General features: G+C 71.7%; 26 protein-coding genes. 10 read left to right on the top strand and 16 right to left on the bottom strand.

Annotated elements, in window-relative coordinates:
* Window positions 1–42: 42 nt before the first annotated feature.
* The 3 genes from MQP27_RS17560 to MQP27_RS17550 are packed head-to-tail and all read left to right on the top strand — an operon-like array spanning window position 43 to window position 3,098.
* Complete coding sequence (locus MQP27_RS17560; protein ID WP_242766125.1) at window positions 43–1,338, top strand: magnesium transporter MgtE N-terminal domain-containing protein; 1,296 nt, start codon at window positions 43–45, stop codon at window positions 1,336–1,338.
* Window positions 1,328–1,921, top strand: coding sequence for a DUF1003 domain-containing protein (locus MQP27_RS17555; protein ID WP_242766124.1), 594 nt, complete (start codon window positions 1,328–1,330; stop codon window positions 1,919–1,921). Before MQP27_RS17560 ends, MQP27_RS17555 begins: the two co-directional genes overlap by 11 nt.
* A 43-nt stretch (window positions 1,922–1,964) precedes the next feature.
* The gene (locus MQP27_RS17550) at window positions 1,965–3,098 is read left to right on the top strand and encodes an Mrp/NBP35 family ATP-binding protein (RefSeq protein WP_242766123.1); all 1,134 of its coding nucleotides are present in this window, start codon (window positions 1,965–1,967) and stop codon (window positions 3,096–3,098) included.
* Window positions 3,099–3,166: 68 nt separating this feature from the next.
* On the opposite strand, the gene MQP27_RS17545 is transcribed toward MQP27_RS17550, so the two are convergent.
* The 5 genes from MQP27_RS17545 to sigE form a co-directional block, all read right to left on the bottom strand.
* Complete coding sequence (locus MQP27_RS17545) at window positions 3,167–3,829, bottom strand: hypothetical protein (RefSeq protein WP_242766122.1); 663 nt, start codon at window positions 3,827–3,829, stop codon at window positions 3,167–3,169.
* 250 nt (window positions 3,830–4,079) lie between these two features.
* Window positions 4,080–4,520, bottom strand: a complete 441-nt coding sequence (locus MQP27_RS17540; RefSeq protein ID WP_242766121.1) for a sec-independent translocase — start codon at window positions 4,518–4,520, stop codon at window positions 4,080–4,082.
* Between the two features lie 184 nt (window positions 4,521–4,704).
* Window positions 4,705–6,576 (bottom strand): S1C family serine protease, encoded by a 1,872-nt coding sequence (locus tag MQP27_RS17535; protein WP_372511239.1) that lies wholly within the window; start codon window positions 6,574–6,576, stop codon window positions 4,705–4,707.
* 357 nt (window positions 6,577–6,933) lie between these two features.
* Window positions 6,934–7,929 carry an anti-sigma factor family protein gene (locus MQP27_RS17530; protein ID WP_242766119.1) on the bottom strand — a complete coding sequence of 332 codons (996 nt, stop codon included), beginning with the start codon at window positions 7,927–7,929 and terminating at the stop codon, window positions 6,934–6,936.
* Window positions 7,926–8,639: an RNA polymerase sigma factor SigE gene (gene sigE / locus MQP27_RS17525; protein WP_242766532.1), complete on the bottom strand. Its 714-nt coding sequence runs from the start codon at window positions 8,637–8,639 to the stop codon at window positions 7,926–7,928. Before sigE ends, MQP27_RS17530 begins: the two co-directional genes overlap by 4 nt.
* A 235-nt stretch (window positions 8,640–8,874) precedes the next feature.
* Here sigE and MQP27_RS17520 point away from each other — a divergent pair, with 235 nt between their 5' ends.
* A complete protein-coding gene (locus MQP27_RS17520; RefSeq protein WP_308289952.1) occupies window positions 8,875–9,573 on the top strand; it encodes an O-methyltransferase in 699 nt (232 codons plus the stop codon).
* An 87-nt stretch (window positions 9,574–9,660) separates the two neighbouring features.
* Here MQP27_RS17520 and MQP27_RS17515 read toward each other — a convergent pair whose 3' ends face one another.
* A complete protein-coding gene (locus tag MQP27_RS17515; protein WP_003966491.1) occupies window positions 9,661–9,828 on the bottom strand; it encodes a DUF3117 domain-containing protein in 168 nt (55 codons plus the stop codon).
* 373 nt (window positions 9,829–10,201) lie between these two features.
* Between MQP27_RS17515 and chcB the strand changes: the two genes are divergently transcribed.
* Window positions 10,202–10,993, top strand: a complete 792-nt coding sequence (gene chcB / locus MQP27_RS17510; RefSeq protein ID WP_242766118.1) for a 2-cyclohexenylcarbonyl CoA isomerase — start codon at window positions 10,202–10,204, stop codon at window positions 10,991–10,993.
* A 3-nt stretch (window positions 10,994–10,996) separates the two neighbouring features.
* Here chcB and MQP27_RS17505 read toward each other — a convergent pair whose 3' ends face one another.
* Window positions 10,997–11,575 (bottom strand): DNA-3-methyladenine glycosylase I, encoded by a 579-nt coding sequence (locus MQP27_RS17505; RefSeq protein WP_308289940.1) that lies wholly within the window; start codon window positions 11,573–11,575, stop codon window positions 10,997–10,999.
* Entirely contained in the window at window positions 11,572–11,928 is a 357-nt protein-coding gene (locus MQP27_RS17500; protein ID WP_372511238.1) for a DivIVA domain-containing protein, read from the bottom strand. The genes MQP27_RS17505 and MQP27_RS17500 overlap by 4 nt, the downstream gene beginning before the upstream one ends.
* 142 nt (window positions 11,929–12,070) lie before the next feature.
* Between MQP27_RS17500 and folP the strand changes: the two genes are divergently transcribed.
* Window positions 12,071–12,931 carry a dihydropteroate synthase gene (gene folP / locus MQP27_RS17495; RefSeq protein ID WP_242766116.1) on the top strand — a complete coding sequence of 287 codons (861 nt, stop codon included), beginning with the start codon at window positions 12,071–12,073 and terminating at the stop codon, window positions 12,929–12,931.
* A gap of 10 nt (window positions 12,932–12,941) precedes the next feature.
* Here folP and MQP27_RS17490 read toward each other — a convergent pair whose 3' ends face one another.
* Together MQP27_RS17490 and dapE are read right to left on the bottom strand one after the other, a co-directional pair.
* Window positions 12,942–13,700, bottom strand: coding sequence for an LOG family protein (locus MQP27_RS17490; RefSeq protein ID WP_242766115.1), 759 nt, complete (start codon window positions 13,698–13,700; stop codon window positions 12,942–12,944).
* 68 nt (window positions 13,701–13,768) lie between these two features.
* Window positions 13,769–14,848: a succinyl-diaminopimelate desuccinylase gene (gene dapE, locus MQP27_RS17485; protein ID WP_242766114.1), complete on the bottom strand. Its 1,080-nt coding sequence runs from the start codon at window positions 14,846–14,848 to the stop codon at window positions 13,769–13,771.
* Between the two features lie 85 nt (window positions 14,849–14,933).
* On the opposite strand from dapE, the gene MQP27_RS17480 reads away from it, so the two are divergent.
* Together MQP27_RS17480 and MQP27_RS17475 are read left to right on the top strand one after the other, a co-directional pair.
* The gene (locus MQP27_RS17480; RefSeq protein WP_242766113.1) at window positions 14,934–15,896 is read left to right on the top strand and encodes a VldE C-terminal domain-containing protein; all 963 of its coding nucleotides are present in this window, start codon (window positions 14,934–14,936) and stop codon (window positions 15,894–15,896) included.
* Between the two features lie 286 nt (window positions 15,897–16,182).
* Window positions 16,183–16,635: an ATP-binding protein gene (locus MQP27_RS17475; protein WP_242766112.1), complete on the top strand. Its 453-nt coding sequence runs from the start codon at window positions 16,183–16,185 to the stop codon at window positions 16,633–16,635.
* A 66-nt stretch (window positions 16,636–16,701) separates the two neighbouring features.
* On the opposite strand, the gene MQP27_RS17470 is transcribed toward MQP27_RS17475, so the two are convergent.
* Window positions 16,702–17,793, bottom strand: a complete 1,092-nt coding sequence (locus MQP27_RS17470; RefSeq protein ID WP_242766111.1) for a bifunctional succinyldiaminopimelate transaminase/glutamate-prephenate aminotransferase — start codon at window positions 17,791–17,793, stop codon at window positions 16,702–16,704.
* A gap of 112 nt (window positions 17,794–17,905) precedes the next feature.
* Window positions 17,906–18,223 carry a ferredoxin gene (gene fdxA, locus MQP27_RS17465; RefSeq protein ID WP_010047804.1) on the bottom strand — a complete coding sequence of 106 codons (318 nt, stop codon included), beginning with the start codon at window positions 18,221–18,223 and terminating at the stop codon, window positions 17,906–17,908.
* A gap of 141 nt (window positions 18,224–18,364) precedes the next feature.
* Here fdxA and MQP27_RS17460 point away from each other — a divergent pair, with 141 nt between their 5' ends.
* The gene (locus MQP27_RS17460; protein WP_242766529.1) at window positions 18,365–19,372 is read left to right on the top strand and encodes a GNAT family N-acetyltransferase; all 1,008 of its coding nucleotides are present in this window, start codon (window positions 18,365–18,367) and stop codon (window positions 19,370–19,372) included.
* A gap of 30 nt (window positions 19,373–19,402) precedes the next feature.
* A complete protein-coding gene (locus MQP27_RS17455) occupies window positions 19,403–20,254 on the top strand; it encodes a transglutaminase-like and tetratricopeptide repeat-containing protein (RefSeq protein ID WP_242766110.1) in 852 nt (283 codons plus the stop codon).
* A 15-nt stretch (window positions 20,255–20,269) separates the two neighbouring features.
* On the opposite strand, the gene MQP27_RS17450 is transcribed toward MQP27_RS17455, so the two are convergent.
* From MQP27_RS17450 to MQP27_RS17435, 4 genes are read right to left on the bottom strand one after another with little or no spacing between them, the layout of a single operon-like run.
* Window positions 20,270–20,884, bottom strand: a complete 615-nt coding sequence (locus tag MQP27_RS17450; protein WP_242766109.1) for a response regulator transcription factor — start codon at window positions 20,882–20,884, stop codon at window positions 20,270–20,272.
* Entirely contained in the window at window positions 20,881–22,071 is a 1,191-nt protein-coding gene (locus MQP27_RS17445; protein WP_242766528.1) for a sensor histidine kinase, read from the bottom strand. Before MQP27_RS17445 ends, MQP27_RS17450 begins: the two co-directional genes overlap by 4 nt.
* 5 nt (window positions 22,072–22,076) lie before the next feature.
* The gene (locus MQP27_RS17440) at window positions 22,077–22,808 is read right to left on the bottom strand and encodes an ABC transporter permease (protein WP_242766108.1); all 732 of its coding nucleotides are present in this window, start codon (window positions 22,806–22,808) and stop codon (window positions 22,077–22,079) included.
* Window positions 22,805–23,752 carry an ABC transporter ATP-binding protein gene (locus tag MQP27_RS17435; protein ID WP_242766107.1) on the bottom strand — a complete coding sequence of 316 codons (948 nt, stop codon included), beginning with the start codon at window positions 23,750–23,752 and terminating at the stop codon, window positions 22,805–22,807. Before MQP27_RS17435 ends, MQP27_RS17440 begins: the two co-directional genes overlap by 4 nt.
* Between the last annotated feature and the right edge of the window lie 132 nt (window positions 23,753–23,884).

Here is a 23,884-nt window from a genome sequence, read left to right as displayed (position 1 = left end):
GAAATCCAGAACGGAACTCTCGTGAGAAAAGGAGGCGCACCCATGGCAGCGGGCGCCCCTTCCCGGATCTTCGTCTCGCACCTGTCCGGGGTCGCCGTGTTCGATCCCAACGGCGACCAGGTCGGCCGCGTGCGCGACCTCGTCGTCATGCTGCGCGTCGGCCGACGGCCCCCGCGCGTGCTCGGGCTGGTCGTCGAACTGCCCACCCGGCGACGCATCTTCCTGCAGATGACCAGAGTCACCAGCATCGAGTCGGGCCAGGTCATCGCCACCGGCGTGCTCAACGTCCGCCGCTTCGAGCAGCGCCCCACCGAGCGCCTCGTCTTCGGCGAGCTGCTCGACCGCCGGGTCACCCTCGTCGAGACCGGCGAGGAGGTGACCGTCCTGGACCTGTCGGTGCAGCAGCTGCCGGCCCGCCGGGACTGGGAGGTGGACCGCGTCTTCGTCCGCAAGGGCAGGAAGGGCGGCGCCTTCAGAAGGGCCAAGGGCGAGGCGCTGACCGTCGACTGGTCCTCCGTCACCGGCTTCTCCCTGGAGGAGCACGGACAGGGCGCCGAGAGCCTCCTGGCCACCTTCGAGCAGCTGCGCCCCGCCGACCTCGCCAACGTCCTGCACCACCTGTCCGCCAAGCGGCGCGCGGAGGTCGCCGCGGCTCTCGACGACGACCGGCTGGCCGACGTACTCGAAGAGCTCCCGGAGGACGACCAGATCGAGATCCTCGGCAAGCTGAAGGAGGAACGTGCCGCCGACGTCCTGGAGGCCATGGACCCGGACGACGCGGCCGACCTGCTCTCCGAACTCCCCGAGGAGGACAAGGAGCGGCTGCTGAGCCTGATGCAGCCGTCCGACGCGGCCGACATGCGGCGCCTGATGTCGTACGAGGAGCACACCGCCGGCGGTCTGATGACGACCGAGCCGATCGTGCTGCGCCCCGACGCCACCGTCGCCGACGCCCTCGCGCGCGTGCGCAACCCCGACCTCTCCCCGGCCCTCGCCGCCCAGGTCTACGTCTGCCGCCCGCCCGACGAGACGCCGACCGGCAAGTACCTCGGCACGGTCCACTTCCAGCGGCTGCTGCGCGACCCGCCGTACACGCTGGTCAGCTCGATCATCGACGACGACCTGCAACCGCTGGACCCGGAGGCGCAGCTGCCGGTCGTCGCCGGGTTCTTCGCGACGTACGACATGGTGGCGGCGCCGGTCGTCGACGAGGCCGGGTCGCTGCTCGGCGCGGTGACCGTGGACGACGTACTGGACCACATGCTGCCCGAGGACTGGCGGGAGACCGAGTTCCACCTGGACGAGGGTGCGGAGGGGGTGGCCGCGCATGGCTCCTGAGCGTGAGAGCACACGGGAGCGGACGCCGGCCGGCGCGACGGCGGCCACGCGCCCGCGCGCCCGCCTCGACCAGCCGCGTCCGCCCCGCAGGCGGCTGCTGCCCGAGTGGGACCCGGAGGCCTTCGGGCGGCTCTCGGAGCGCATCGCGCGCTTCCTCGGCACGGGACGGTTCATCGTCTGGATGACGGTCGTCATCGTGCTGTGGGTGGTGTGGAACGTCTTCGCGCCGAGCGGCCTGCGCTTCGACAACTACCCGTTCATCTTCCTGACCCTGATGCTGTCGCTGCAGGCCTCCTACGCGGCCCCGCTGATCCTGCTCGCGCAGAACCGGCAGGACGACCGCGACCGGGTCAACCTCGAACAGGACCGCAAGCAGAACGAGCGGTCCATCGCCGACACCGAGTACCTGACCCGGGAGATCGCCGCGCTGCGCATCGGCCTCGGCGAGGTGGCGACCCGGGACTGGATCCGCTCCGAGCTGCAGGACATGGTGAAGGAGCTGGAGGAACGGCAGAACGGCCACCACAAACACGTGGTATTCCCGGCAGAACGGCCGTCGGGACGTGACGTAGACGACCGGTGACGGGCTTACCGGGGCCCGGCTACCGAGCCGTACCATCGTCTGTATGGCTAGCGAAGACGCGGTGCGCGAGGCACTGGCGACGGTGAACGACCCCGAGATCAACCGACCCATCACCGAGCTCGGGATGGTCAAGTCGGTGGACATCGGAGCGGACGGGGCGGTCGCGGTCACCGTGTACCTGACGGTCTCCGGCTGCCCGATGCGCGAGACGATCACGCAGCGCGTGACGGACGCGGTCTCGGCGGTCGAGGGCGTCACCCGCGTCGACGTCTCGCTGGACGTGATGAGCGACGAGCAGCGCAAAGAGCTGGCGAACGCGCTGCGCGGCGGCCAGGCCGAGCGCGAGGTCCCCTTCGCCAAGCCGGGCTCGCTCACCCGCGTGTACGCGGTGGCCTCCGGAAAGGGCGGCGTCGGCAAGTCCTCGGTGACGGTGAACCTGGCGGCGGCGATGGCGGCGGACGGTCTGAAGGTCGGTGTCGTGGACGCCGACATCTACGGCCACAGCGTGCCGCGCATGCTGGGCGCCGACGGCCTTCCCACCCAGGTCGAGAACATGATCATGCCGCCGTCCGCGAACGGCGTGAAGGTCATCTCCATCGGCATGTTCACGCCGGGCAACGCACCGGTGGTCTGGCGCGGTCCGATGCTGCACCGGGCTCTTCAGCAGTTCCTGGCGGACGTGTACTGGGGCGACCTGGACGTCCTGCTCCTGGACCTCCCGCCCGGCACCGGTGACATCGCCATCTCGGTCGCCCAGCTGGTCCCGAACGCCGAGATCCTCGTCGTCACCACGCCTCAGCAGGCGGCGGCCGAGGTCGCCGAGCGGGCCGGCTCCATCGCCGTGCAGACTCACCAGAAGATCGTCGGCGTGGTCGAGAACATGTCCGGCCTGCCCTGTCCGCACTGCGGCGAGATGGTCGACGTCTTCGGCACGGGCGGCGGCCAGACGGTGGCGGACGGCCTGACCCGCACGACGGGCGCGACGGTCCCGGTCCTCGGCTCCATCCCGATCGACGTCCGCCTCCGCGAGGGCGGCGACGACGGCAGGCCGGTGGTCCTGACCGACCCGGACAGCCCGGCGGGCGCGGCCCTGCGGGGCATCGCGGGGAAGCTGGGGGGCCGGCAGCGGGGTCTTTCGGGACTGTCCCTGGGGATCACTCCCAGGAACAAGTTCTAGAGCATCGCCCTGGGGGCGCGGGGAACTGCGCGGCCAGCCACCTACGGCCCGCAGTTCCCCACTGGTTTTCAGGCGTACTCGCCGATGTCCTTGATCATGGCGAAGCCGAGCCCGTACGCGCTCATGCCTCTCCCGTACGCCCCCACGTGCACGCCTTCCTGCGTGGACCCGGCGAGCACCCAGCCGAACTCGGACTCCCTGTAGTGGAAGGGTGTGGGCACGCCGTCGACGGGCAGGGACAGCGTCGACCACTCCGCGCCGTCCAGGTCGTCGGCCAGCGCCCAGGCGGTCTCGGTCTGCTGCTCCAGCCAGTCGTCCCGCAGCGAGTGGTCCATCTGACCGGGCCAGGTGAACGACAGCAGCCCCACCCCGGCCAGCCAGGCCGCCGAGGAGACCGACGTGGCCTCCAGCAGCCCCGTGCCGTCGGCGCTCCTGCGGGAGGGGTTCGCCGCGACGGTCACGACGACCGCGAACTTCTCCCTCGGCTCACCGACAGAACCCGCCTCGTTCTTCACCGAGGGCTCGTCGCCGTGTCCGATGGACCCGTGCTCGACGGCCCCGTCGGCCGCCGTCCCGACCTGCATCAGCCAGCGCGGCCCCGTGAAGGCCTCGTCGAGGCCGTACCACGGGAAGGGCGCCTGCAGGTAGCCGTCGACCGTGCGCCGGGCGGAGGGAACCTGTTGTCCGCCCTCCGCGGCCGGCGCCTGCGCGACCTGACTCGTCGTCTCCATGTGCCCGGACGCCTCCTCGCTCTCGTCGGACCGAAGCGGCCCGCCCCCCTTCGGGCTGACTCGTCCGGTCCGCACAACAACTCGGCAGCATAGCCACACCACGGAGAGCAACCGGGAAATCGCCCGGCGCGTGGGTCGTGCGGAAGGCGGGTTCAGGCCGTGCGAAGGCGCGAGCGAGTATGAAACGCGTCACGTACGACGGTTTCGAATCGGGTGTCCGTACGGCTCGGCCGGTGTCCGCCGGTACAGCTCAGGTGGCGTCCGCGTCGAAGGGCGGGCGGTCGTCGTCCTCGGGCTTCTTGGTCATGTCGACGCGGCCGGAGGAGGACGAACCGGAGGACGCGGAAGAGGAGGACGACGACGGCGCGTCGGTGCTGTGCACCGCGTCCGTGACCTCGGCCATCTCCTTCTTCAGGTCGAAGCCGTTGCGGATCTCCTTGAGCCCCAGTTCGTCGTTGTCCAGCTGCTTGCGGATGAACGTCTTGGGGTTCAGGTCCTCGAACTCGAAGTCCTTGAACTCGGGTCCGAGCTCGCTGCGGATGTCCTGCTTGGCGCTCTCCGAGAACTCCCGGATCTTGCGGATCGTCCGCATGACGTCCTGGATGACCTTCGGGAGCTTGTCCGGACCGAAGACGAGCACGGCGAGGACAACGAGCGTGATGAGCTCGAGCGGTCCTATGTCATTGAACACCTGAAGCTCCTTGCGATTCCGGGCCGGAACCACGGTACCCGGCGATCCGGCACGACCGGTACTGTCCCGAGCTCCGCGAGTGCGCGCGGACGGGCGGTTTTCCGCGATGTTTGCCTTGTGGGAGCCGCATACGGGCGGCCCCCTATGAGGTTCCTGTCAATCGTGCTCGGCCGCCTCGGCGGCCTCAGCTGCCTTCGGAGGAGCCGAGGACCAGCGAGATCCTCAGCTCCTTGCCGCCGCGCCGCACGGTCAGCTCCAGCCGGTCGCCGGGCCGGTGGGCGCGGGTCTTGACGATCAGTTCCTCGCCGGAGTGGACGCGCTGGCCGTCGACCTCGGTGATGATGTCGCCCGCCTTGATGCCGGCCTTGTCGCCGGGGCCGCCCGCGTTGACGGCGGGGCCGCCGCCGGTGGCCTTGGTGCCGACGCGGGCGCCGTCGCCGGTGTAGTCCATGTCGAGGGTGACGCCGATGACGGGGTGGGTGGCCTTGCCGGTGTTGATGAGCTCCTCGGCGACGCGCTTGGCCTGGTTGACGGGGATGGCGAAGCCGAGCCCGATGGAACCGGCCTGACCGCTCTCCGACCCGGAACCGTCGTCGGCGGACCGGATGGCGGAGTTGATCCCGATGACGCGGGCGCTGGTGTCGAGCAGGGGCCCGCCGGAGTTGCCCGGGTTGATCGGCGCGTCGGTCTGCAGCGCGTCGACGTACGACACATCGCTCCCGTCGGCGCTGTCGCCGCCGGCCGTGATGGGCCGTTCCTTGGCGCTGATGATGCCGGAGGTGACGGTGCCCTCCAGGTCGAAGGGGGCGCCGATGGCGACGACCGGGTCGCCGACCTGGACGTTGTCGGAGTTGCCGAGGGCCATGGGCTTGAGCCCGTGCACGCCGGTCACCTTCACGACGGCGAGGTCGTACCCCGTGTCCCGCCCCACGACGGTGGCCTTGGCGGTGTCCCCGCTGTTGAAGGTCACGGATATCTGCCCGTCGGCTCCGGCGGGCTGGACGACGTGGTTGTTGGTGAGGATGTGCCCCCGGTCGTCGAGCACGAACCCGGTCCCGGTGCCGGACTCCTCGGCCCCGGTCACATGCAGGGTCACCACGCTGGGCAGGGCCCGCGCGGCGATCCCCGCCACACTGTCGGGCGCCCGCCCGGCGGCCTCCTTCCCGGCCTGCGGAAGCGATACGTCGCCCACACCGCCGTTGCGCTCCAGATAGGCCCCGATGGCACCCCCGACGCCCCCGGAGACGAGCGCGAGGACGACGGCACCGGTGACGAGGGCCTTCCTCACCCGCCGACGGCGCTTGTGGTGGTCGTCGACGGGGGCGCCGTTCTGCTGGAGGGGGGCGGCGGGGACGGGGGCCCAGGGGTCGTAGTTCTGCCAGGGGTTGGCGGGGGCGGGGTGTTGGGGCGGCGGCGCACCGTGCTCGGGTGCGTGCGGGGTCGGCAGGGGCGTGCCGTGGGCCGGTGTGGTCGCGGGGTGCTGGACGGGCGGGGCGGGGGCCCAGGGGCCGGGTTCGCCGTACGGTGGGGTGCCGTAGGGGTCGGGAGCGTGCAGGGGCTTGGGCTGCTCGGCGCGGGGAGCGGGGGCGGGAACCGGAGCCGAGGGCGGCACCTCGGCGGGCCGAGCCAGCTCGAAGTCACCGTCGGCCCCGGACGCGTCGAGGACGCCCTGAGGAGGCCTCAACTCGAAGTCGCCATCGGAAGAAGCGGCATCCGGATCGGGGACGGCCGCCGAGTCCGGGACGGCTGCCGAGTCCGGGACGGCTGCCGAGCCCGGGACGGCTGCCGAGCCCGGGACGGCTGCCGAGCCCGGGACGGCTGCCGAGCCCGGGAGGACCGTCGGCCGGGCCAACTCGAAGTCCCCGCCGTCGTCTTCGCGCCGCACCGAAGCAGCCCCACCGACCGGCGCCGTACCCGCCAGCGCATCCGCGTCCGTATCCCTGTCCGCACCTGGCATCCCGTCGACGCTGCCGGCCGGTTCCGCCACCCGATCCGCACCGCCCGGGCCGCTCACCGCTCCCGGTGTCGCGTCTGCCAGCGTCTCCGCCGTCGGCATCACGCCCGCGGTCTTCCCCGGTGTCTCCGTCGCCGGTGTCTCCGCAGTCGGCGTCGTCGCAACCGGGGTCTCCACCGCCGGGGTCTCCACCGCCGGGGTCTCCCCCACCGGGGTCTCCCCCACCGGGGTCTCCCCCACCGGGGCCTCCCCCGCCGACGTCACCGCGGCCGCCCCCTCGGGACGCGGTCGGTTCCACCACCGCTTCGTGGGCTTCCCCTCGTCCATGCTCTCCCCACAGCTGGCCGCGGCGCGGCACGGCGGCGGCCCCAGTTCGTCGGCTCCGCGCCCGGCGGCCGAGGCCAGTCCCGGCCGTGGGCACGGCTCACCCAGGATTGAACCAGGTTCCCGGGCCGCGGGTCAGCGCGCGGTGTGGGAGGGGGAAGGAGAGGAAGTCGAGTCGGGGACGGGTGCGGCGAGGAGGCCGAGGCCCGTGGTCTCGGCGGCGGGGGACCACGAGGTCAATGTGAGCGGCTGGGAGTCGGTGAGCGGACGTATCAGCGGGGACATCACCGCCGCACCGGCCATCACGGGGGCGGCCAGCGTGTGCAGAGCCTGCTCGGAGACGGCCGGGCTCGGTACGCCGGGCAGCAGCGGTGCGGACACCTGGGTCGGGGCGGCCGGGGTCTCGCCGAGCGAACGCTGCCCCTGCACCTGCCCGAGCAGCGGGCCGACGCCACGGCGCCGCTGGGTCTCGGGAGCCGTCGCGGCCCCCGTGCCCGGCGTGCGCGCCGGAGTCACGTTGCTGCCGGCGCCGGAACCGCCGCGCGCGTCCGCGGCCGTGTCCGTCAGCGAGCCGGTCGTGACGCCGCCCAGCGCGATCGCGGCCAGCGACACCGCCCCGGCGGCGACGAACGCGAACCGCATCCCGCGGGAGGCCGAGCGGTCGGTCTCGTGACGGCTGACGTCATGGATGCGGAAGCCACGGTCGGAGGCGGGGAGGCCAGGTGCGGGGACGGCGTGCTGTGCGGCGGGCGCGTAGTCGAACTCGAAGCGGTCGGGGCGCTGCTTCAGTCCGAAGACTCCGGAGGTGCCGAACTTCCCGGTGGCGGAGCCGGGGAGTCTTCCCCCGCCGAACGGCGAGCCGCCGTCCGGATCGTCACCTCCTCCGGGGAGCCCCTGGAGCCGGGCCAGGAAGCTCTCGGAGGGCGGCGGGGGCGCCGCCTCCGCGAAGACGTTCTTCAGCTGTCGCTGGGCGTCGGCCTCCGCCTTGCACCGGGCGCAGGTGGCCAGGTGGGCGAGGACGCGCTCGCGCGACTCATGACCGAGCTCTCCGTCCACCAGGGCGGAGAGTCGGTCTCCCAGATGCTGCTCGGACAGATGCCGCTCGGCGGGGCCGGGTCGTGATCCACTCACGCGGTCGCGCCCCCTCCCCCCAGAGCGGCCACGCGTGGCACGAAGGACCGACGCTCGGCCGCGCGGGCCTCCGGCGAGCGGTGCGCGAGGGCCTTGCGCAGCTGGGAACGGCCGCGGTGGATCCGGGAGCGGACCGTGCCGAGCTTGACGCCGAGGGTCGCGGCGATCTCCTCGTACGACAGTCCTTCGATGTCGCACAGGACGACCGCGGCGCGGAACTCGGGCGCGAGCGTGTCGAGGGCCTGCTGGACGTCCGCGTCGAAGTGGGCGTCGTTGAAGATCTGCTGCGGGTTGGGCTCGCGGCTGGGCAGGCGCTCGGCCGCGTCGTCCCCGAGGGCGTCGAAGCGGATGCGCTGCTTGCGGCGGACCATGTCCAGGAACAGGTTCGTCGTGATGCGGTGCAGCCAGCCCTCGAAGGTGCCCGGCGTGTAGGTGGACAGGGAGCGGAAGACGCGGACGAAGACCTCCTGGGTGAGGTCCTCCGCGTCGTGCTGGTTACCGGTCAGGCGGTACGCCAGCCGGTAGACCCGGCCGCTGTGGGTGCTGACGATCTCCTCCCAGGTGGGCGGAGTCCATGCCTGCCCGTCCGCGTCGGTGGAGAAAGTCGCGGTCTGGGCCTCGCCCGCGGGGGCGTCGGCGTGGCTGGGGTCAGCAGCGGTGTCGTTCACGGATTTCGGCCTGCCCGCCGATCCGAGGAAGCGCCGCAGCACTCCTCCGCGATCCACAGGCGCAGCCGCACCTCCCCTGTCGGCTCTGGTGGTGTCCAGTGGAGCCCCTACCATAGCCACCTCGCCCGTTAGCTCCGGATAAGCGGTTTTACGAGAATTTGATCTGGGCTCATACCGCTCGGGCCCCTGCGTCTGCAGTTGCTCGGGCCGCTGCCCCTCGTCGTGATCCAACTGTGTCCCCCCGCTGTCGTCTCCACCCCTCTAAACGCCCGGTCCCATCTGCGGGTTCCCGGCCCCAACGGATACAGTCACGCCCAGGCAACCACGGGGACAGGAGAGGGTCATTACCGGCAACCGGCAGACGAGCTGGGCGTTCGCCGACGCCTACGTCGCCGAGGACGAAGTCCTGCGCTGGGCCCGTGACCGGGCCCGCGAGGCGGGGCTGCGCTCGGTGTCGCCCGGCACGGGCGCCGCGCTGCGGTTGCTGGCGGCCTCGGTGGACGCGAAGGCGGTCGCCGAGATCGGCACGGGCACCGGTGTCTCCGGCATCCATCTCCTGCACGGCATGCGCCCCGACGGGGTCCTCACCACCGTCGACCCGGAGCCGGAGCACCAGCAGTTCGCCCGCCAGGCCTTCCGCGCCTGCGGTTTCGCGAGCAACCGGGCCCGGTTCATCCCCGGGCGCGCCCTGGACGTCCTGCCCCGGCTCGCGGACGCCGGCTACGACCTCGTCTTCTGCGACGGCGACCGGCAGGAGGTCATGGACTACCTCGCTGAATCGTTGCGCCTGCTCCGTCCGGGGGGCCTGGTGGTCTTCGAGGGCGTCTTCGCCAACGGCCGCACGGTCGACTCGGGGCCGCAGCCGACCGAGGTCCTGCGGCTGCGGGAGCTGCTGCGCGCGGTGCGCGAGAGCCAGGAGCTGGTGCCGTCGCTGCTGCCGGTGGGCGACGGTCTGCTGTGCGCCGTCAAGCGGTGACGAGGCAAGCGGTGACGAGGTCCACAAACAGCAACCCCGGCACCACATGGGTGCCGGGGCAGCTGAAAGGGTATGGTCGCTTCCGCGTCAGCCGACGACCTTCTTGAGGGCGTCACCGAGCGCGTCGGCCTCGTCAGGGGTCAGCTCGACGACGAGTCGACCGCCGCCTTCGAGCGGAACGCGCATGACAATGCCCCGCCCCTCCTTGGTCACCTCGAGCGGGCCATCGCCCGTCCGCGGCTTCATGGCCGCCATGCTCGTTCCCCTTCCTGAAACCAGCTCATCGTCAAAGCCGACGGCCCGGGAGGGCACGCGCGGGCCACAGCGTGGGACTGGGACACGCGACACCGGCATCGAACACATTGCTTCCAAGCCATTATCCCGCATCTCAGGACCCGATGACCAACATCAGTCGGCATCGCTTGGGCAACGCGCGCGAGCAAAACCACCCAATTCGGCGATGTGACTGCGATACTGCGCGGCCGTTCGGACTTCCGCCGACCGGAAACCGTCCCGAATTCTTTGACGCAGGTCACACGTCCACTGAGGTCTCTCTCCGCCATGCTGTCCTACGGACAGGGGCGTACCGGCCGGTACGCCCGAGCCGCGACTGCGGAGGGGACACACCATGGCCGACACCGTGCTCTACGAGGTGACCGACGGTCTCGCGACGATCACGCTGAACCGCCCGGAGGCGATGAACGCGCTGAACATCGCGACGAAGGTCGCGCTGCTGGAGGCGGTGCGCTCGGCGGCCGAGGACGACACCGTACGGGCGGTGCTGCTGACGGCCGCCGGTGACCGGGCGTTCTGCGTCGGGCAGGACCTCAAGGAGCACATCGGGCTGCTCGCCGAGGGGTCGGCGCAGGTCATGAGCACGGTCAAGGAGCACTACAACCCGGTCGTGCGGGCGCTGACGGAGATGCCGAAGCCCGTGGCGGCCGGGGTGAACGGGGTCGCGGCGGGCGCGGGCTTCGGGCTGGCGCTGGCCGCGGACTACCGCGTGGTCGCCGACACCGCCGGGTTCAACACGTCCTTCGCGGGGGTCGCGCTCACGGCGGACTCCGGGATCTCGTGGACGCTGCCTCGGGTGGTGGGGCCGGGGCGCGCCGCCGACCTGCTGCTCTTCCCGCGCACGATCAAGGCGCAGGAGGCCTACGAGCTGGGGATCGTGAACCGTCTCGTGCCCTCCGCGGAGCTGCCCGCGGAGGCGGAGAAGACGGCGCGGGCGCTGGCCGAGGGCCCGACGGTGGCGTACGCGGCGATCAAGGAGTCCCTGGCGTTCGGCTTCTCGCACTCGCTCTCCGAGACGCTGGAGAAGGAGGACGAACTGCAGGGCCGGGCGGGGGCGTCCGAGGACCACACGATCGCCGTGCGGGCGTTCGTGAACAAGGAGACGCCGAAGTACCTGGGCCGGTAGCGGTCAGGCCCGTCTCGCGACGCAGGTTTCCAGGTGGTCGTCGACCAGTCCGCACGCCTGCATCAAGGCGTACGCCGTCGTCGGGCCGACGAAGCGGAGGCCCTGCTTCTTCAGGGCCTTCGACAGGGCCGTCGACTCCGGTGTGACCGCCGGGACGTCCGCGAGTGTCTTCGGGGCCGGGCCCGGCTCGGGCGCGTGGGACCAGATCAGCTCGTCCAGGGCGCCCGGCGCCCAGTCGGCCAGCACGCGCGCGTTGGCGAGCGTGGCGTCGATCTTGGCGCGGTTGCGGATGATGCCCTCGTCCAGCAGGAGGCGGGCGCGGTCCTCGTCGGTGAACGCGGCGACCTTGGCGATCCTGAAGTCGGCGAAGGCCTTACGGAAGCCGGGGCGGCGGCGCAGGATCGTGATCCAGGAGAGGCCGGACTGGAAGGCCTCCAGGCTGAGGCGCTCGAAGAGGGCGTCGTCGCCGTGGACCGGACGGCCCCACTCCTCGTCGTGGTACGCCACGTAGTCCTCGGTGGACAGCGCCCAGGGGCAGCGCAGCGCGCCGTCCGCCCCGGCGATCGCGCCCGGGCCGCTCACTGCTGCTCCCCCTGCCCGTGCACCGGCTTCTCCATGGAGACGTGGTGGGCGGCGGCCTGCGCGCCGGCCAGCGCGGACTCCAGGTCGGCGATCCGGGCGTCGCGCTCGGCGAGTTCGGCGGCGAGGCGGTTGAGGGCGTCGTCGACGTCGGCCATGCGGTAGCCGCGGGCGGCGAGCGGGAAGCGCAGGGCGTCCACGTCGGCGCGGCCCACCGGGCGGTCCAGCGGCAGGGGGTCCTGCAGGCGCTCGGGGTCCACCTCGGGCAACGGGCCCTCGCCCTCCCCGCCGCCCACCACGGCCAGTGTCACCGCGGCGACCACGACGGCGAGGGCGACGACCAGGAACAGGAACATAACCATCGCTGCGGTCCCCAAGCTCGATGTCAGGAAGCTGAATGTGTCAGGGTCCGATCGTGCCATGCGAGTCCGACAGTTAGGGTCGCAGGCGGCACAAAGGCCACCGACACCCAGGTCGTACTAGCGGAGGTCACAGGGGATGCTCAGGCTGGGCAGGCGCGAATTCGCGGCGCACGAGCCGGTGATCATGGCGATCGTGAACCGGACCCCGGACTCCTTCTACGACCAGGGGGCCACCTTCCGCGACGAGCCCGCCCTCGCGCGCGTGGAGCAGGCGGTGGCCGAGGGCGCCGCCATCATCGACATCGGCGGGGTGAAGGCCGGCCCCGGCGAGGAGGTCACCGCCGAGGAGGAGGCGCGGCGGACCGTCGGCTTCGTGGCGGAGGTGCGGCGGCGCTTCCCGGACGTGATCATCAGCGTCGACACCTGGCGCGCGGACGTCGGCGAGGCCGTCTGCGAGGCCGGCGCCGATCTGCTCAACGACGCCTGGGGCGGGGTCGACCCCCGGCTGGCGGAGGTCGCCGCGCGGTACCGGGTGGGCCTGGTGTGCACGCACGCCGGGGGCGCCGAACCCCGGACGCGGCCGCACCGGGTGACGTACGACGATGTCGTGGCCGACATCCTGCGGGTCACCCTGGGACTCGCGGAGCGGGCGGCGGAGCTGGGTGTGGCGCGGGAGTCGATCCTCATCGATCCCGGGCACGACTTCGGCAAGAACACGCGGCACAGCCTGGAGGCGACGCGGCGGCTCGGGGAGATGGTCGAGACGGGGTGGCCGGTGCTGGTCTCGCTCTCCAACAAGGACTTCGTCGGCGAGACGCTCGACAAGCCCGTGAAGGAACGGGTGGTCGGGACGCTGGCGACCACCGCCGTGTCGGCGTGGCTGGGTGCGCAGGTCTACCGCGTGCACGAGGTCGCGGAGACCCGGCAGGTGCTGGAGATGGTCGCGTCGATCGCGGGCCACCGGCCCCCGGCGGTAGCCCGCCGAGGGCTCGCGTAGAGGGTCCGCGCTAGCGCGCGGCCTCCTTCGACACCAGGGCGACCGCTTCGTCCACGTCGTCCGTGACGTGGAAGAGAAGCAGGTCCTTCTCCGCGGCCTTGCCCTGGGCGACCAGCGTGTTCTTCAGCCAGTCGACCAGGCCGCCCCAGTACTCGCTGCCGAACAGGACGATCGGGAACCGGGTGACCTTCTGGGTCTGGACGAGGGTCAGCGCCTCGAAGAGCTCGTCGAGGGTGCCGAGGCCGCCGGGCAGGACCACGAAGCCCTGCGCGTACTTGACGAACATCATCTTCCGCACGAAGAAGTAGCGGAAGTTCAGGCCGATGTCGACGTACGGGTTGAGGCCCTGTTCGAAGGGCAGCTCGATGCCCAGGCCGACGGAGATGCCCTTCGCCTCACAGGCGCCCTTGTTGGCCGCCTCCATGGCGCCGGGGCCGCCGCCGGTGATGACCGCCCAGCCCGCCTCCACCAGTGCGCGTCCGAGCCGTACGCCCGCCTCGTACTCCGGGGAGTCCGCCTTGGTGCGGGCCGAGCCGAACACGCTGATCGCGGGCGGGAGTTCGGCCAGCGTGCCGAAGCCCTCGATGAACTCCGACTGGATGCGCAGGACGCGCCAGGGGTCGGTGTGCACCCAGTCCGACGGACCGCCCGCGTCCAGCAGCCGCTGGTCGGTCGTGCTCGACGTCACCTGACCCCGCCTCCGGAGGACGGGTCCCAGGCGCTGTTCCTCCGGTGGCTGCTTCTTGCCCTCGGGGTTCCCGGTAGCCATGTGCGCTCCCTCCGCTTGCAGGTGTTCCTGCTTCAGCGTAGATCTACGCGGGTTACGGAGGGGGGACGTCAGCGTGTCAGCCAGTTCCGCAGGCGCTCCTCGCCCACCAGGATCTTTCCGGTTTCGACCCGTTCGTCCCGCTTGTGCGCCAAGTGTGGGTTTCCGGGGCCGTAGTTGACCGCGGGGATGCCCAGGGCCGAGAAGCGGGAGACGTCGGTCCAGCCGTACTTGGGCATCGGGGTGCCGCCGACCGCCTCGATGAAGGCCGCCGCGGCCGGGTGGGAGAGGCCGGGCAGCGCGCCGCCGCTGTGGTCGTCGATCACGAACTCCTCGACCCCGCAGTCCGCGAAGACCTCGCGGACGTGCGCGACCGCCTCCTCCTCGGTGCGGTCGGGGGCGTACCGGAAGTTGACCGTGACCACGCACTCGTCGGGGATGACGTTGCCCGCCACCCCGCCCGAGATCCGCACGGCGTTCAGGCCCTCGCGGTACTCCAGGCCGTCGATGACCGGGTAGCGGGGTTCGTACGAGGCCAGCCGGGCCAGGATCGGGGCGGCCGCGTGGATGGCGTTCGAGCCCATCCAGGAGCGCGCCGAGTGCGCCCGCTCGCCCTTGGTCTTCAGCAGCATCCTCAGCGTACCCTGGCAGCCGCCCTCCACCTCGCCGTCGGACGGCTCCAGGAGCACCGCGAAGTCGGCCTCCAGCCACTCCGGGTGGGCCGCGGCGATGTGCCGGAGGCCGTTGCGCTCGGCCTCGACCTCTTCGTTGTCGTAGAAGATGAAGGTCAGGTCCCGGTTGGGTGCGGGGACCGTGGCCGCGATGCGCAGCTGCACCGCCACCCCGGACTTCATGTCGCAGGTGCCGCAGCCCCAGAGCACCCCGTCCTCGTCCAGCCGGGAGGGGACGTTGTCCGCGATCGGCACGGTGTCGATGTGGCCGGCCAGGACGACCCGCTCGGACCGGCCCAGGTTCGTCCGGGCGATCACGTTGTTGCCGTACCGCTCGACCGTGAGGTGCGGCAGCGCGCGCAGGGCGGTCTCGATCGCGTCGGCGAGGGGCTTCTCGGTGCCGCTCTCCGAAGGGAAGTCGACGAGCTGGGCGGTGAGCTCGGCAGCGTTCAGAGTGAGGTCAAGCGGGGTGTCGGCCATGCCGTCGACCCTAACGCGCCAGGGTCTTCATCAGTTGTCCACACCCGTAGCAGGAGCCACAGCGCGCTCCGCTACCTTGTACGGCGTGCCAGAGCCGTCACCCACCCTCAAGCTCCGCGGCCGCCTCTTCCGGATCGGGGCGGCCTTCGTTGTCCTGCTCGCCCTCGCGGGCTACCTCGTGGTCCAGTACGTCACCGGGGGCAACCGACCGGGCTGCAAGGTGGTCTCGGGCACGGGGGACGGGAAGGCGTACGAGTTCACGCCGGAGCAGGCGGTGAACGCGGCGACGATCGCCGCCGTCGGCACCGGGCGCGGGATGCCCGAGCGGGCCGTGGCGATCGCCCTGGCGACCTCCATCCAGGAGTCGGGGCTGCGCAACATCCAGCACGGCGACCGGGATTCGCTCGGCCTGTTCCAGCAGCGGCCCTCGCAGGGCTGGGGCACCGAGAAGCAGATCCTGGACCCGACGTACGCGGCCGGCGTCTTCTACGAGCACCTGGCCAAGGTGCACGACTACCAGAAGCTCCCGCTCACCGTCGCCGCGCAGCGCGTGCAGCGCAGCGGCTATCCGGAGGCCTACGCCAAGCACGAGCCGGACGCCTCGCTGCTCGCCGCCGCGCTCACCGGGGACTCCCCCGCCACGCTGACCTGCCAGGGCCGGCCGGACGCGACGACGGTCCAGGCGGCGGGGCCGGACGCCGTACGGGCCGCGCTGGTACGGGACTTCGGGCGCGACGTGCTCCAGCCGGCCGGGGCCGAGGTGAGCCGGAAGCGCGCGTCGACGGCCTCCCCCTCGCCGACCGCGAGCACCGAGGCCTCCGGGCGGACCGTCACGCTGCCCGTCGCCGCCGGCAGCAGCCCTGCCAAGGGGCGTACGGTCCGCGAACGCGGCTGGCAGCTGGCGCACTGGGCCGTGGCCAACGCCACCGCCCTGCACATCGAGCGGGTCTCCTTCGGCGGGCGGGAGTGGACCGCCGGCAACACCGACAGCCAGTGGCGCACGGCCCGTTCGCAGGCGAGCTCGGTCCGAATCGTCACCGGGCAGTAGTACGGGGCTTCACCCGTCCGGGTCAGCGCGGTGGCGTCGGCGCCGCTGGGTGCGCAGGTTTTCGCGCCATCACCCTCGTATCCGTCAAAACCCTTGAGAACAAAGGGCTGCGGGGATTCGGCACACTTTCGGATCGGGCACAGTTTGCCCGTTTTTATCCGCAGCCGATTATGCGACGCATTGCCAACTCTTTACGTTTCGCCGCCGCAACCTTCGCGGGGGTTCGAGCGGTAGTCACTGCGTCCGAGCCCGGACGATCAACATCCAGTCGACCAACAGGAGCATCATGTCCCTCCCTCTGACCCGTCGGATCGCCCGTGCCGCGCTGCTCGTCGCAGCGGGAGCGGCCGCCGGGGTCGGTGCGGCCGGCTCCGCGAGCGCGGCCCCCCAGCTCCCCGCCACCCCGAACCTCGGCGGCCTGACCGCCCTGGACGGGGCGAACGTCGGCAACACCGTCGACGGCGCGGCCCAGAACGTCACGGGCCTCGCGGGCAGCACCGGCGGCAAGACGGTCGAGAAGGCGGTGCCGGCCGCGGGCAAGACCGGCGGCAAGGCCGTGAAGAAGGCGACGCCGGCGGCGCAGAAGGCCGCGGGGGAGGCGGCCGGGTCCGCCGGTGGGATCGTCGGTGACACGGCCCAGACCGCGACGAAGGGCGGCCTGCCGACGGACTCGCTGACCAAGGGCGGCCTGCCGGCCGCGCCCTCGCTGCCGGTTAAGGGACTGCCGCTCGGCGGCTGAGCACCCTCGTACGAAGGCGGGCCCGGGATCCACCGATCCCGGGCCCGCCTTCACACATGCCTGCGACTACAAACGCCCGACAGCCGCCCGCACACGCTCGTCCGTCGCCGTCAACGCCACTCGTACGAAGTTCCTGCCCGCCTCGCCGTAGAAGTCGCCCGGCGCGACCAGGATGCCTCGGTCGGCCAGGTGGGCCACCGTGGTCCAGCAGGACTCGTCCCTGGTCGCCCACAGGTACAGGCTCGCCTCGCTGTGTTCGATGCGGAAGCCGTGGGAGATCAGCGCCTCGCGGAGGGCGGTGCGGCGGGCGGCGTAGCGGGCGCGCTGTTCCTGCACGTGGGCGTCGTCGCCCAGGGCCGCCACCACCGCCGCCTGCGTCGGTGCCGACGTCATCATGCCGCCGTGCTTGCGGATCTCCAGGAGGGGGGCCAGGACCGCGGGGTCGCCCGCCAGGAAGGCCGCCCGGTAGCCGGCCAGGTTCGAGCGCTTGGAGAGGGAGTGGACCGAGACGATGCCCTCGTACGAGCCGCCGTTCACGTCCGGGTGCAGGACCGAGACCGGGTCGGCCTCCCAGCCCAGTTCGAGGTAGCACTCGTCGGAGAAGACCAGGACGCCGTGCTCGCGGGCCCAGGCCACGACGCGGGTCAGCTCTGCCTTCGAGAGGACCTTGCCGGTGGGGTTGGAGGGCGAGTTGAGCCAGAGGAGCTTCAGGCCCGCCGGGTCCAGGGCAGTCGGGTCGTCGTACGCCTCGTGGTCCGCTCGGGCCAGCCGGGCGCCCACCTCGTACGTCGGGTAGGCCAGGCGCGGGTACGCCACCCTGTCACCGGGACCGAGGCCCAGCTGGGTCGGGAGCCAGGCGACGAGTTCCTTGGAGCCGACGATCGGCAGGACGTGCCGGTGGGTGACCTCGCGCGCGCCGAGCCTGCGCTCGACCCAGCCCGTGATCGCGTCGCGCAGCGCCGGTGTGCCCCAGACCGTCGGGTAGCCCGGGGAGTCCGCCGCGTCGATCAGGGCCTTCTGGATCAGGTCGGGAACCGGGTCGACCGGGGTGCCGACGGACAGGTCGACGATGCCGTCCGGGTGCGCGGCGGCCGTCCTCTTGTACGGCTCCAGCTTGTCCCAGGGGAAGGTCGGGAGGCGGTCGGAGACTGCGGACACGGGCTGATGCTCACTTTCGGGTCGTACGGCAAACGCCTCGGTCCCGTACGGCGATCAGGGGTGATCGGGCCGTACGGGACCGAGGCGGCACGAGGATGCGGGCCGCTTGCGCCTACGCCTGCGGCGGCAGCGCGGCGATGAAGGGGTGGTCCCGCTCGATCAGACCCAGCTTGCTTGCGCCGCCCGGGGAGCCGAGCTCGTCGAAGAACTCGACGTTCGCCTTGTAGTAGTCCTTCCACTCCTCCGGGGTGTCGTCCTCGTAGAAGATGGCCTCCACCGGGCAGACCGGCTCACAGGCCCCACAGTCGACGCATTCGTCCGGGTGGATGTACAAGGACCGGGAGCCCTCGTAGATGCAGTCGACCGGGCACTCCTCGATGCACGCCTTGTCCTTGACGTCGACACAAGGCTGCGCGATGACGTAGGTCACGCTGTCGTTCCTCCTCGATAGGGCGCTGGCGGGCCTGTCGTAGGCTCCGCCGCCTGGCGCGCGGGAGCGCGGCGTCGTCGATGCCCGCCCCTAGTATCTCCGTTCTTGGGCATGATCCGAACAGGAGGGGTGAACAGACCTGTGGAAATCTCGGCCGGCGGACGACTCGAGGTCCGTATCACCGCTGCTGACGTGGGTAAACGAGTCTCCGTACGGCGCCGATGCGAACCCGGAGTCACGGAAGAGAAGTTCACCGACACGGTGGGTGTTCTCACATCCTGGAACGACGGTGTGCTGCTGATCACACGGAAGAGCGGCGAGAGTGTCCGTATCCCGGAATCCTCGCTGGTCGCGGGGAAGGTCGTGCCGGCCGCGCCGGCGCGCCGCCGGGGGCCCGCCGCGTCGTACGAGGAACTCGCGCGCGTCGCCTCGCGCGCGTGGCGGCCGGTGGAGAGCGAGCGGCTCGGCGAGTGGGAGCTGCGGGCGGCCGCCGGCTTCACCCGGCGCGCCAACTCGGTGCTTCCGCTCGGCGACCCCGGCATACCGCTCGACGAGGCCCTGGATGTCGTACGACGGTGGTACGGCGACCGAGGCCTGCCCGCGTACGTCCAGACCGCGACCGGGGCCGAAGGTACGCAGGAGTTGCTGTGCGCGGAGCTGGAGCGGCGTGGGTGGGTGCGTGAGGTGACGGCCGAGCTGTGGGTCGGCGCGCTCGCGCCGGTCGCGGACCGGGTGGCGGCGGAGAAGGTCGTGCTGTCCCGGGAGGCCGATGAGGCATGGCTGTCGCGGTATCAGCGCAAGGGGGTGAGCGAGGTGGCGTTGCGGGTGCTGGGGAGCGGGCCGTCGGTGTGGTTCGCGAGCGTTCCGGGGGCGGACGGGCCCGCCGCGATCGGGCGGTGTGTCGTGGACGGGCGCTGGGCGTCCTTCGCGGCCGTGGAGGTGGATCCGGCGCTGCGGCGGCAGGGGCTGGCCACCACCGTGATGGCGGCGCTGGCCGGGCGGGCCCTGGAGGAGGGCGCCTCGGCGGCGTGGCTTCAGGTCGAGGAGGAGAACGCGGGCGCACGGGCCCTGTACGCCGGGATGGGCTTCGGCGCGCACCACGCGTACCACCACTACCGGGAACCGGCGGCTCCCGGCGACGGCCGGTAACGGATCGCCGTGAAAGGGCACGACCCAGCTATGCGTCCCCCGAATCCCCCGTCCCCCGAGCGCTCCGCGGAACTGCGCCGCCGGTTCGCCGAGGAAGCGCGCGGAGAGCGGCCCGACCTGTCCCTGCTCTGTCTGCTGCTGGGCGCGGAAGCGGACGGCGGGCTGGACGAACCAGGCATCGACGCGGCCCAGATGGAGCTGGACCGGCTGGCGGGCCTGGTCCCCTTCCGGCCCGGCGGCCCGATGTCCTGGGCGACGGCACTGCACCACCTCCTGGGCGCCCGCGAGGGCTTCCGCGGCTCCCCCGCCGACTACCAGCGCCTGGAGTCGTCCCTGCTGCACGAGGTGCTGCGCCGGCGGCGCGGGCTGCCGATCCTGCTGTCGGTGGTGTGGATGGAGGTCGCGCGCCGGGCGGGCGCGCCGGTGTACGGCGTCGCGCTGCCCGGGCACTTCGTCGTCGGCTTCGGCCCGCAGGAGCAGCAGGTGCTCGCCGACCCCTTCGACGGCGGGCGGGTGCTCAGCGGCGGCGACGCGGAAATGCTGGTCGCGGGCGCGACCGGGACACCGCTGCATCCGTCGATGCTGAGCCCGGCGGACCCCCTGGACGTGGTGCTGCGGATCCTCAACAACGTCCGCGCGTGGGCCGCGGCCCGGCCGGAGCGGTCGGATGTCGGGCTGTGGGCGGTGGAGCTGTCGCTGCTCCTGCCGTCGCATCCGGCGCGGCTGCGGTACGAGCGGGCCCAACTGCTGGTCCAGCGCGGTGACTTCCTCACCGGGGCCGCCGAACTCGACGCGTACGCCGAGGTGGTGGCCGCGGTGGACGAACCGGCGGCGGAACGGGTGCGGAGGCAGGCCGACTCGGCTCGGGCGATGCTCAACTAGGCACGCGGGCGCGCCTCAGAGCCAGCCCTTCTCCCGTGCGATCCGTACCGCTTCCGCCCTGTTGCGGACCGCCAGTTTCTGGATCGCCGTGGAGAGGTAGTTGCGGACCGTGCCCTGGGAGAGGTGCAGGGCCGCCGCGAGCTCGGCGTTGGTGGAGCCGTCGGCCGCCGCGCGCAGGACTTCCCGCTCGCGGTCCGTCAGGGGGTTGGCTCCCTCCGCCAGGGCCGCCGCAGCCAGGGTCGGGTCGATCACGCGTTCGCCCGCCAGTACCTTGCGTACGGCTTGAGCCAGCTGGGCCGCCGGGGCGTCCTTGACCAGGAAGGCGTCGGCGCCCGCCTCCATGGCGCTGCGGAGGTAGCCGGGGCGGCCGAAGGTGGTGAGGACGACCAGCTTCACCGCCGGGAGGGCCTTGTGGACCTGGGCCGCCGCCTCGATGCCCGTGCAGCCCGGCATCTCGATGTCGAGGAGGGCCACGTCCACGGCGTGCTCCCGGGCCGCGGTCAACACCTCGTCGCCGCGCGCCACTTGGGCGACGACCTCGATGTCGTCCTCCAGGCCGAGCAGCGCGGCCAGCGCCTCGCGGACCATGGACTGGTCCTCGGCGAGCAGCACCTTGATCGTAGGGCTCATGCCCCGGATCCTACGGTGGCCGACGCGTCCACGGGGACGCGGGCGACCAGGCGGAAGCCGTGCTTGAGGCGGCCCGCGTCCAGTGCGCCGCCGGCCTTCTCCAGGCGCTCGGTCAGACCGGTCAGACCGTTGCCGGGGGCCTTGCCCGAGCCGCCCGAGCCGTTGTCCTCGACGGTGAGTTCCAGGACCCGTCCGTCGAGGGTCTGCCGGGTGAGCAGCTCCACCGTGCAGCGGCTGGCCCCGCTGTGCCGCACGACGTTGGTGACGGCCTCCCGCAGCGCCCACGCGAGGGCGGCCTCGCTCTCGTCCGGGACGCCCGTGAGGTCGGGCTCCACGGGCACCTCGGCGACGACCTGGGCAGCCGTCAACGCGACCTGCGCACCCGCGAGTTCGGCGGACAGCCGGGGGCGCCGGTAGCCGGTGACGGCCTCGCGGACGTCGACCAGGGCCTGGCGGCTGACCTGTTCGATGTCGGCGACCTGCTGGGCCGCCTTGTCGGGGTGGTCGGGGAGCATCCGGCCCGCGAGTTCGCTCTTGAGCGTGATCAGGGAGAGGGAGTGGCCGAGCAGGTCGTGCAGGTCGCGGGCGAGCCGCAACCGCTCCTCGTTCGCGGCCAGTTGGGCGACCGTCGCCCGCGCCTTGCGCAACTCGACGGTCGTACGCACCAGTTGCTTGACGCCCGTCATCGCGAAGCCGAGGAGGACCACGATCAGCAGCAGGCTCCAGTCGACACCGCCCACCCGCAGGCCGACCAGGAGCATCGCGAGGGCGTTCGCCCCGATCGCCCAGTACGCCGTCCGCAGCGGCAGGGTGGCGCCGCAGGTGACGGAGACGTACACGAACAGGCCGATCCACGCGTCGCCGAGGGTGAGGCACAGGACGACGGCGAGTGTGCCGAGCAGGACGACCAGGGCGAGGACGGCCCGGTCCGGCAGGGCCCGGCCCATGTTCCGGAACACCAGCGTCAGATAGACGGTCGTGAAGGTCACCAGGGCCACCCAGCCGAGCACGACCGCGGTGGTCGCGTGGTGGCCGGTGGTCAGGTCGCTCACCGGGGATCCGAGGAAGACCAGCCACGGCACGATCCAGATCAGCTTGCGCATCGCCTCGCTCATGGTGCGGGGCGCCTGGCCGATCCGCATCGAGTTCTCGGGCCGCACGTCCTTCGGCAGCGTGTCGTCCGTCATCGTGCTCACGCCTTCAGCGTGTCCTTCCGGTACAGCCAGGCCGCGCCGCCCGCGAAGAGCAGGAAGAAGGCGACGAGGATGGCGATGTCCTGGGCGTGGGGGGCCTGGCTCTGCTCGATGGCCCGTCCGAGGGCAGCGTACGCGTGCGTGGGCAGCCACTTGGCGATGTCCTGCAGCCAGGACGGGAAGGACGAGGACGGCATCCACAGGCCGCCGAGGATCGACAGGCCGAAGTAGACGATCATCGTGATCGGGCGGACCGCGTCCCCGGAGGCGAGGTAGCCGATGGCGACGCCGAGGGCGGCGAAGACGAAGCTGCCCGCCCAGATCGCGCCCGTGAGGGCGACCCACTGCCAGGCGTCCAGTCGTACGTCCTTCACGGCGGCGGCGACCAGGAAGACGACCACGATGGACGGCAGGCTCACCACGGCCGCGCTCGCGGTCTTGGCGAGGACATAACCGCGTCCGGGCAGCGTGGTCAGCCGCAGCTGCCGTACCCAGCCGCCCTCCCGCTCCTTGGCGATGCGCTCGCTGTTGCCCATCAGGACGGCGGTCAGCGCGCCGAAGGAGGCCATGGAGACCATGACGTACTTGGCGACGCTCAGGCCGCTGCCGTCGACGTTGCCCGTCTGGTTGGAGACGAGCAGGAAGATCACCGACGGGTAGATCACCGAGAAGAACAGAAACTTGCGGTTGCGCAGGGCGCGGGTGAGTTCCAGCTTGATGAGACTGTTCATGACTGCCTGGCCTCCTCGGCGGCGGTGATGGCGACGAAGGCCTGCTCCAGGCCGAGCCCGGCGACTTCGAGGTTGCGGGGGTAGACGCCGAGGCCGTAGAGGGCGTGCACGGTCGCGTCGGCGTCGGTGGACTGGATGCGGATGGTCTGACTCGAACCCGCGGCGGAGCCGCTTTTGGACACAGTGATGGAGGTGAGGAAGGGGAGGTTCCGGAGAGGCGCCTCGTCGATCTCGCCCTCCAGGTCGAACGACACCCGCCGCGCACCCGCCTTCGCCTTGATCTCGGCCGCCGTGCCGTCCGCGAGCAGCCGCCCCCGGTGCAGCACCAGCACGCGGTCGGCGATCGCGTCGGCCTCCTCCAGGTAGTGCGTGGCGAACAGGACGGTCCGCCCCTGGTCGGCCTGCTCGCGCATGGTGGCCCAGAAGGCCTGGCGGGCGGAGACGTCCATGCCGGTGGTCGGCTCGTCCAGGACGATCAGGTCGCTGTCGCCGGCCGTGGCGAGCGCGAAGCGGACCCGCTGGGCCTGGCCGCCGGAGAGCTTGTTGACCTTGCGGTCGGCGATCTGGGTGAGGCTCGCTCGGGCCAGCACGTCGGCCACCTTGTACGGCTTCGGGTGCAGATCGCAGGCGAGCTTGACCAGCTCGGCGACGGTGACCTCGTCCATCAGGCCGCCGCTCTGCAGCATGGCGCCGACCCGGCCGTTCACGATGGCCTCGCGGGGGCTGGTGCCGAAGACGCGGACCGTGCCGCTGTCGGCGTTGCGCAGGCCGAGGAGGAGGTCGAGGGTGGTCGACTTGCCGGCACCGTTGGGGCCCAGCAGGGCCACGGTCTCCCCCGGGTGCAGGGCGAGCGACAGCCCGTCCACGGCCCGTACGCTCCCGTAGGTCTTGCTCACCTGGTCGAAGCCGACCACCGGGGTGGTGGCTGTCGCTGTCGTCGTCATGTGATCCATCGTGGCTGCGACGGCCGTACGGACGGCAGTGTCGGCGGTCCTGAGTGGCGGATGACAGATGTCATACGACGACCAGGGGGCACCCGGCGCGTGCCGGGTGCCCCCTGCTGAGGTCGGGCTCCG

Origin of the sequence: Streptomyces cylindrosporus (assembly GCF_022698165.1) — a bacterium.
Classification (GTDB): Bacteria; Actinomycetota; Actinomycetes; order Streptomycetales; family Streptomycetaceae; genus Streptomyces; species Streptomyces cylindrosporus.
This window is presented reverse-complemented; position numbering and strand designations above follow the sequence as displayed.

Bases quoted from the DNA above. Each gene is read 5' to 3' on its own strand.
- MQP27_RS17560 (WP_242766125.1), top strand. From the start codon at position 43: ATGGCAGCGGGCGCCCCTTCCCGGATCTTCGTCTCGCACCTGTCCGGG.
- MQP27_RS17555 (WP_242766124.1), top strand. From the start codon at position 1,328: ATGGCTCCTGAGCGTGAGAGCACACGGGAGCGGACGCCGGCCGGCGCG.
- MQP27_RS17550 (WP_242766123.1), top strand. From the start codon at position 1,965: ATGGCTAGCGAAGACGCGGTGCGCGAGGCACTGGCGACGGTGAACGAC.
- MQP27_RS17545 (WP_242766122.1), bottom strand. From the start codon at position 3,829: ATGGAGACGACGAGTCAGGTCGCGCAGGCGCCGGCCGCGGAGGGCGGA.
- MQP27_RS17535 (WP_372511239.1), bottom strand. From the start codon at position 6,576: ATGCCGACGGCGGAGACGCTGGCAGACGCGACACCGGGAGCGGTGAGC.
- MQP27_RS17515 (WP_003966491.1), bottom strand. From the start codon at position 9,828: ATGGCGGCCATGAAGCCGCGGACGGGCGATGGCCCGCTCGAGGTGACC.
- chcB (WP_242766118.1), top strand. From the start codon at position 10,202: ATGGCCGACACCGTGCTCTACGAGGTGACCGACGGTCTCGCGACGATC.
- MQP27_RS17500 (WP_372511238.1), bottom strand. From the start codon at position 11,928: ATGTTCCTGTTCCTGGTCGTCGCCCTCGCCGTCGTGGTCGCCGCGGTG.
- folP (WP_242766116.1), top strand. From the start codon at position 12,071: ATGCTCAGGCTGGGCAGGCGCGAATTCGCGGCGCACGAGCCGGTGATC.
- MQP27_RS17490 (WP_242766115.1), bottom strand. From the start codon at position 13,700: ATGGCTACCGGGAACCCCGAGGGCAAGAAGCAGCCACCGGAGGAACAG.
- dapE (WP_242766114.1), bottom strand. From the start codon at position 14,848: ATGGCCGACACCCCGCTTGACCTCACTCTGAACGCTGCCGAGCTCACC.
- MQP27_RS17475 (WP_242766112.1), top strand. From the start codon at position 16,183: ATGTCCCTCCCTCTGACCCGTCGGATCGCCCGTGCCGCGCTGCTCGTC.
- MQP27_RS17455 (WP_242766110.1), top strand. From the start codon at position 19,403: ATGCGTCCCCCGAATCCCCCGTCCCCCGAGCGCTCCGCGGAACTGCGC.
- MQP27_RS17450 (WP_242766109.1), bottom strand. From the start codon at position 20,884: ATGAGCCCTACGATCAAGGTGCTGCTCGCCGAGGACCAGTCCATGGTC.
- MQP27_RS17445 (WP_242766528.1), bottom strand. From the start codon at position 22,071: ATGACGGACGACACGCTGCCGAAGGACGTGCGGCCCGAGAACTCGATG.
- MQP27_RS17440 (WP_242766108.1), bottom strand. From the start codon at position 22,808: ATGAACAGTCTCATCAAGCTGGAACTCACCCGCGCCCTGCGCAACCGC.
- MQP27_RS17435 (WP_242766107.1), bottom strand. From the start codon at position 23,752: ATGACGACGACAGCGACAGCCACCACCCCGGTGGTCGGCTTCGACCAG.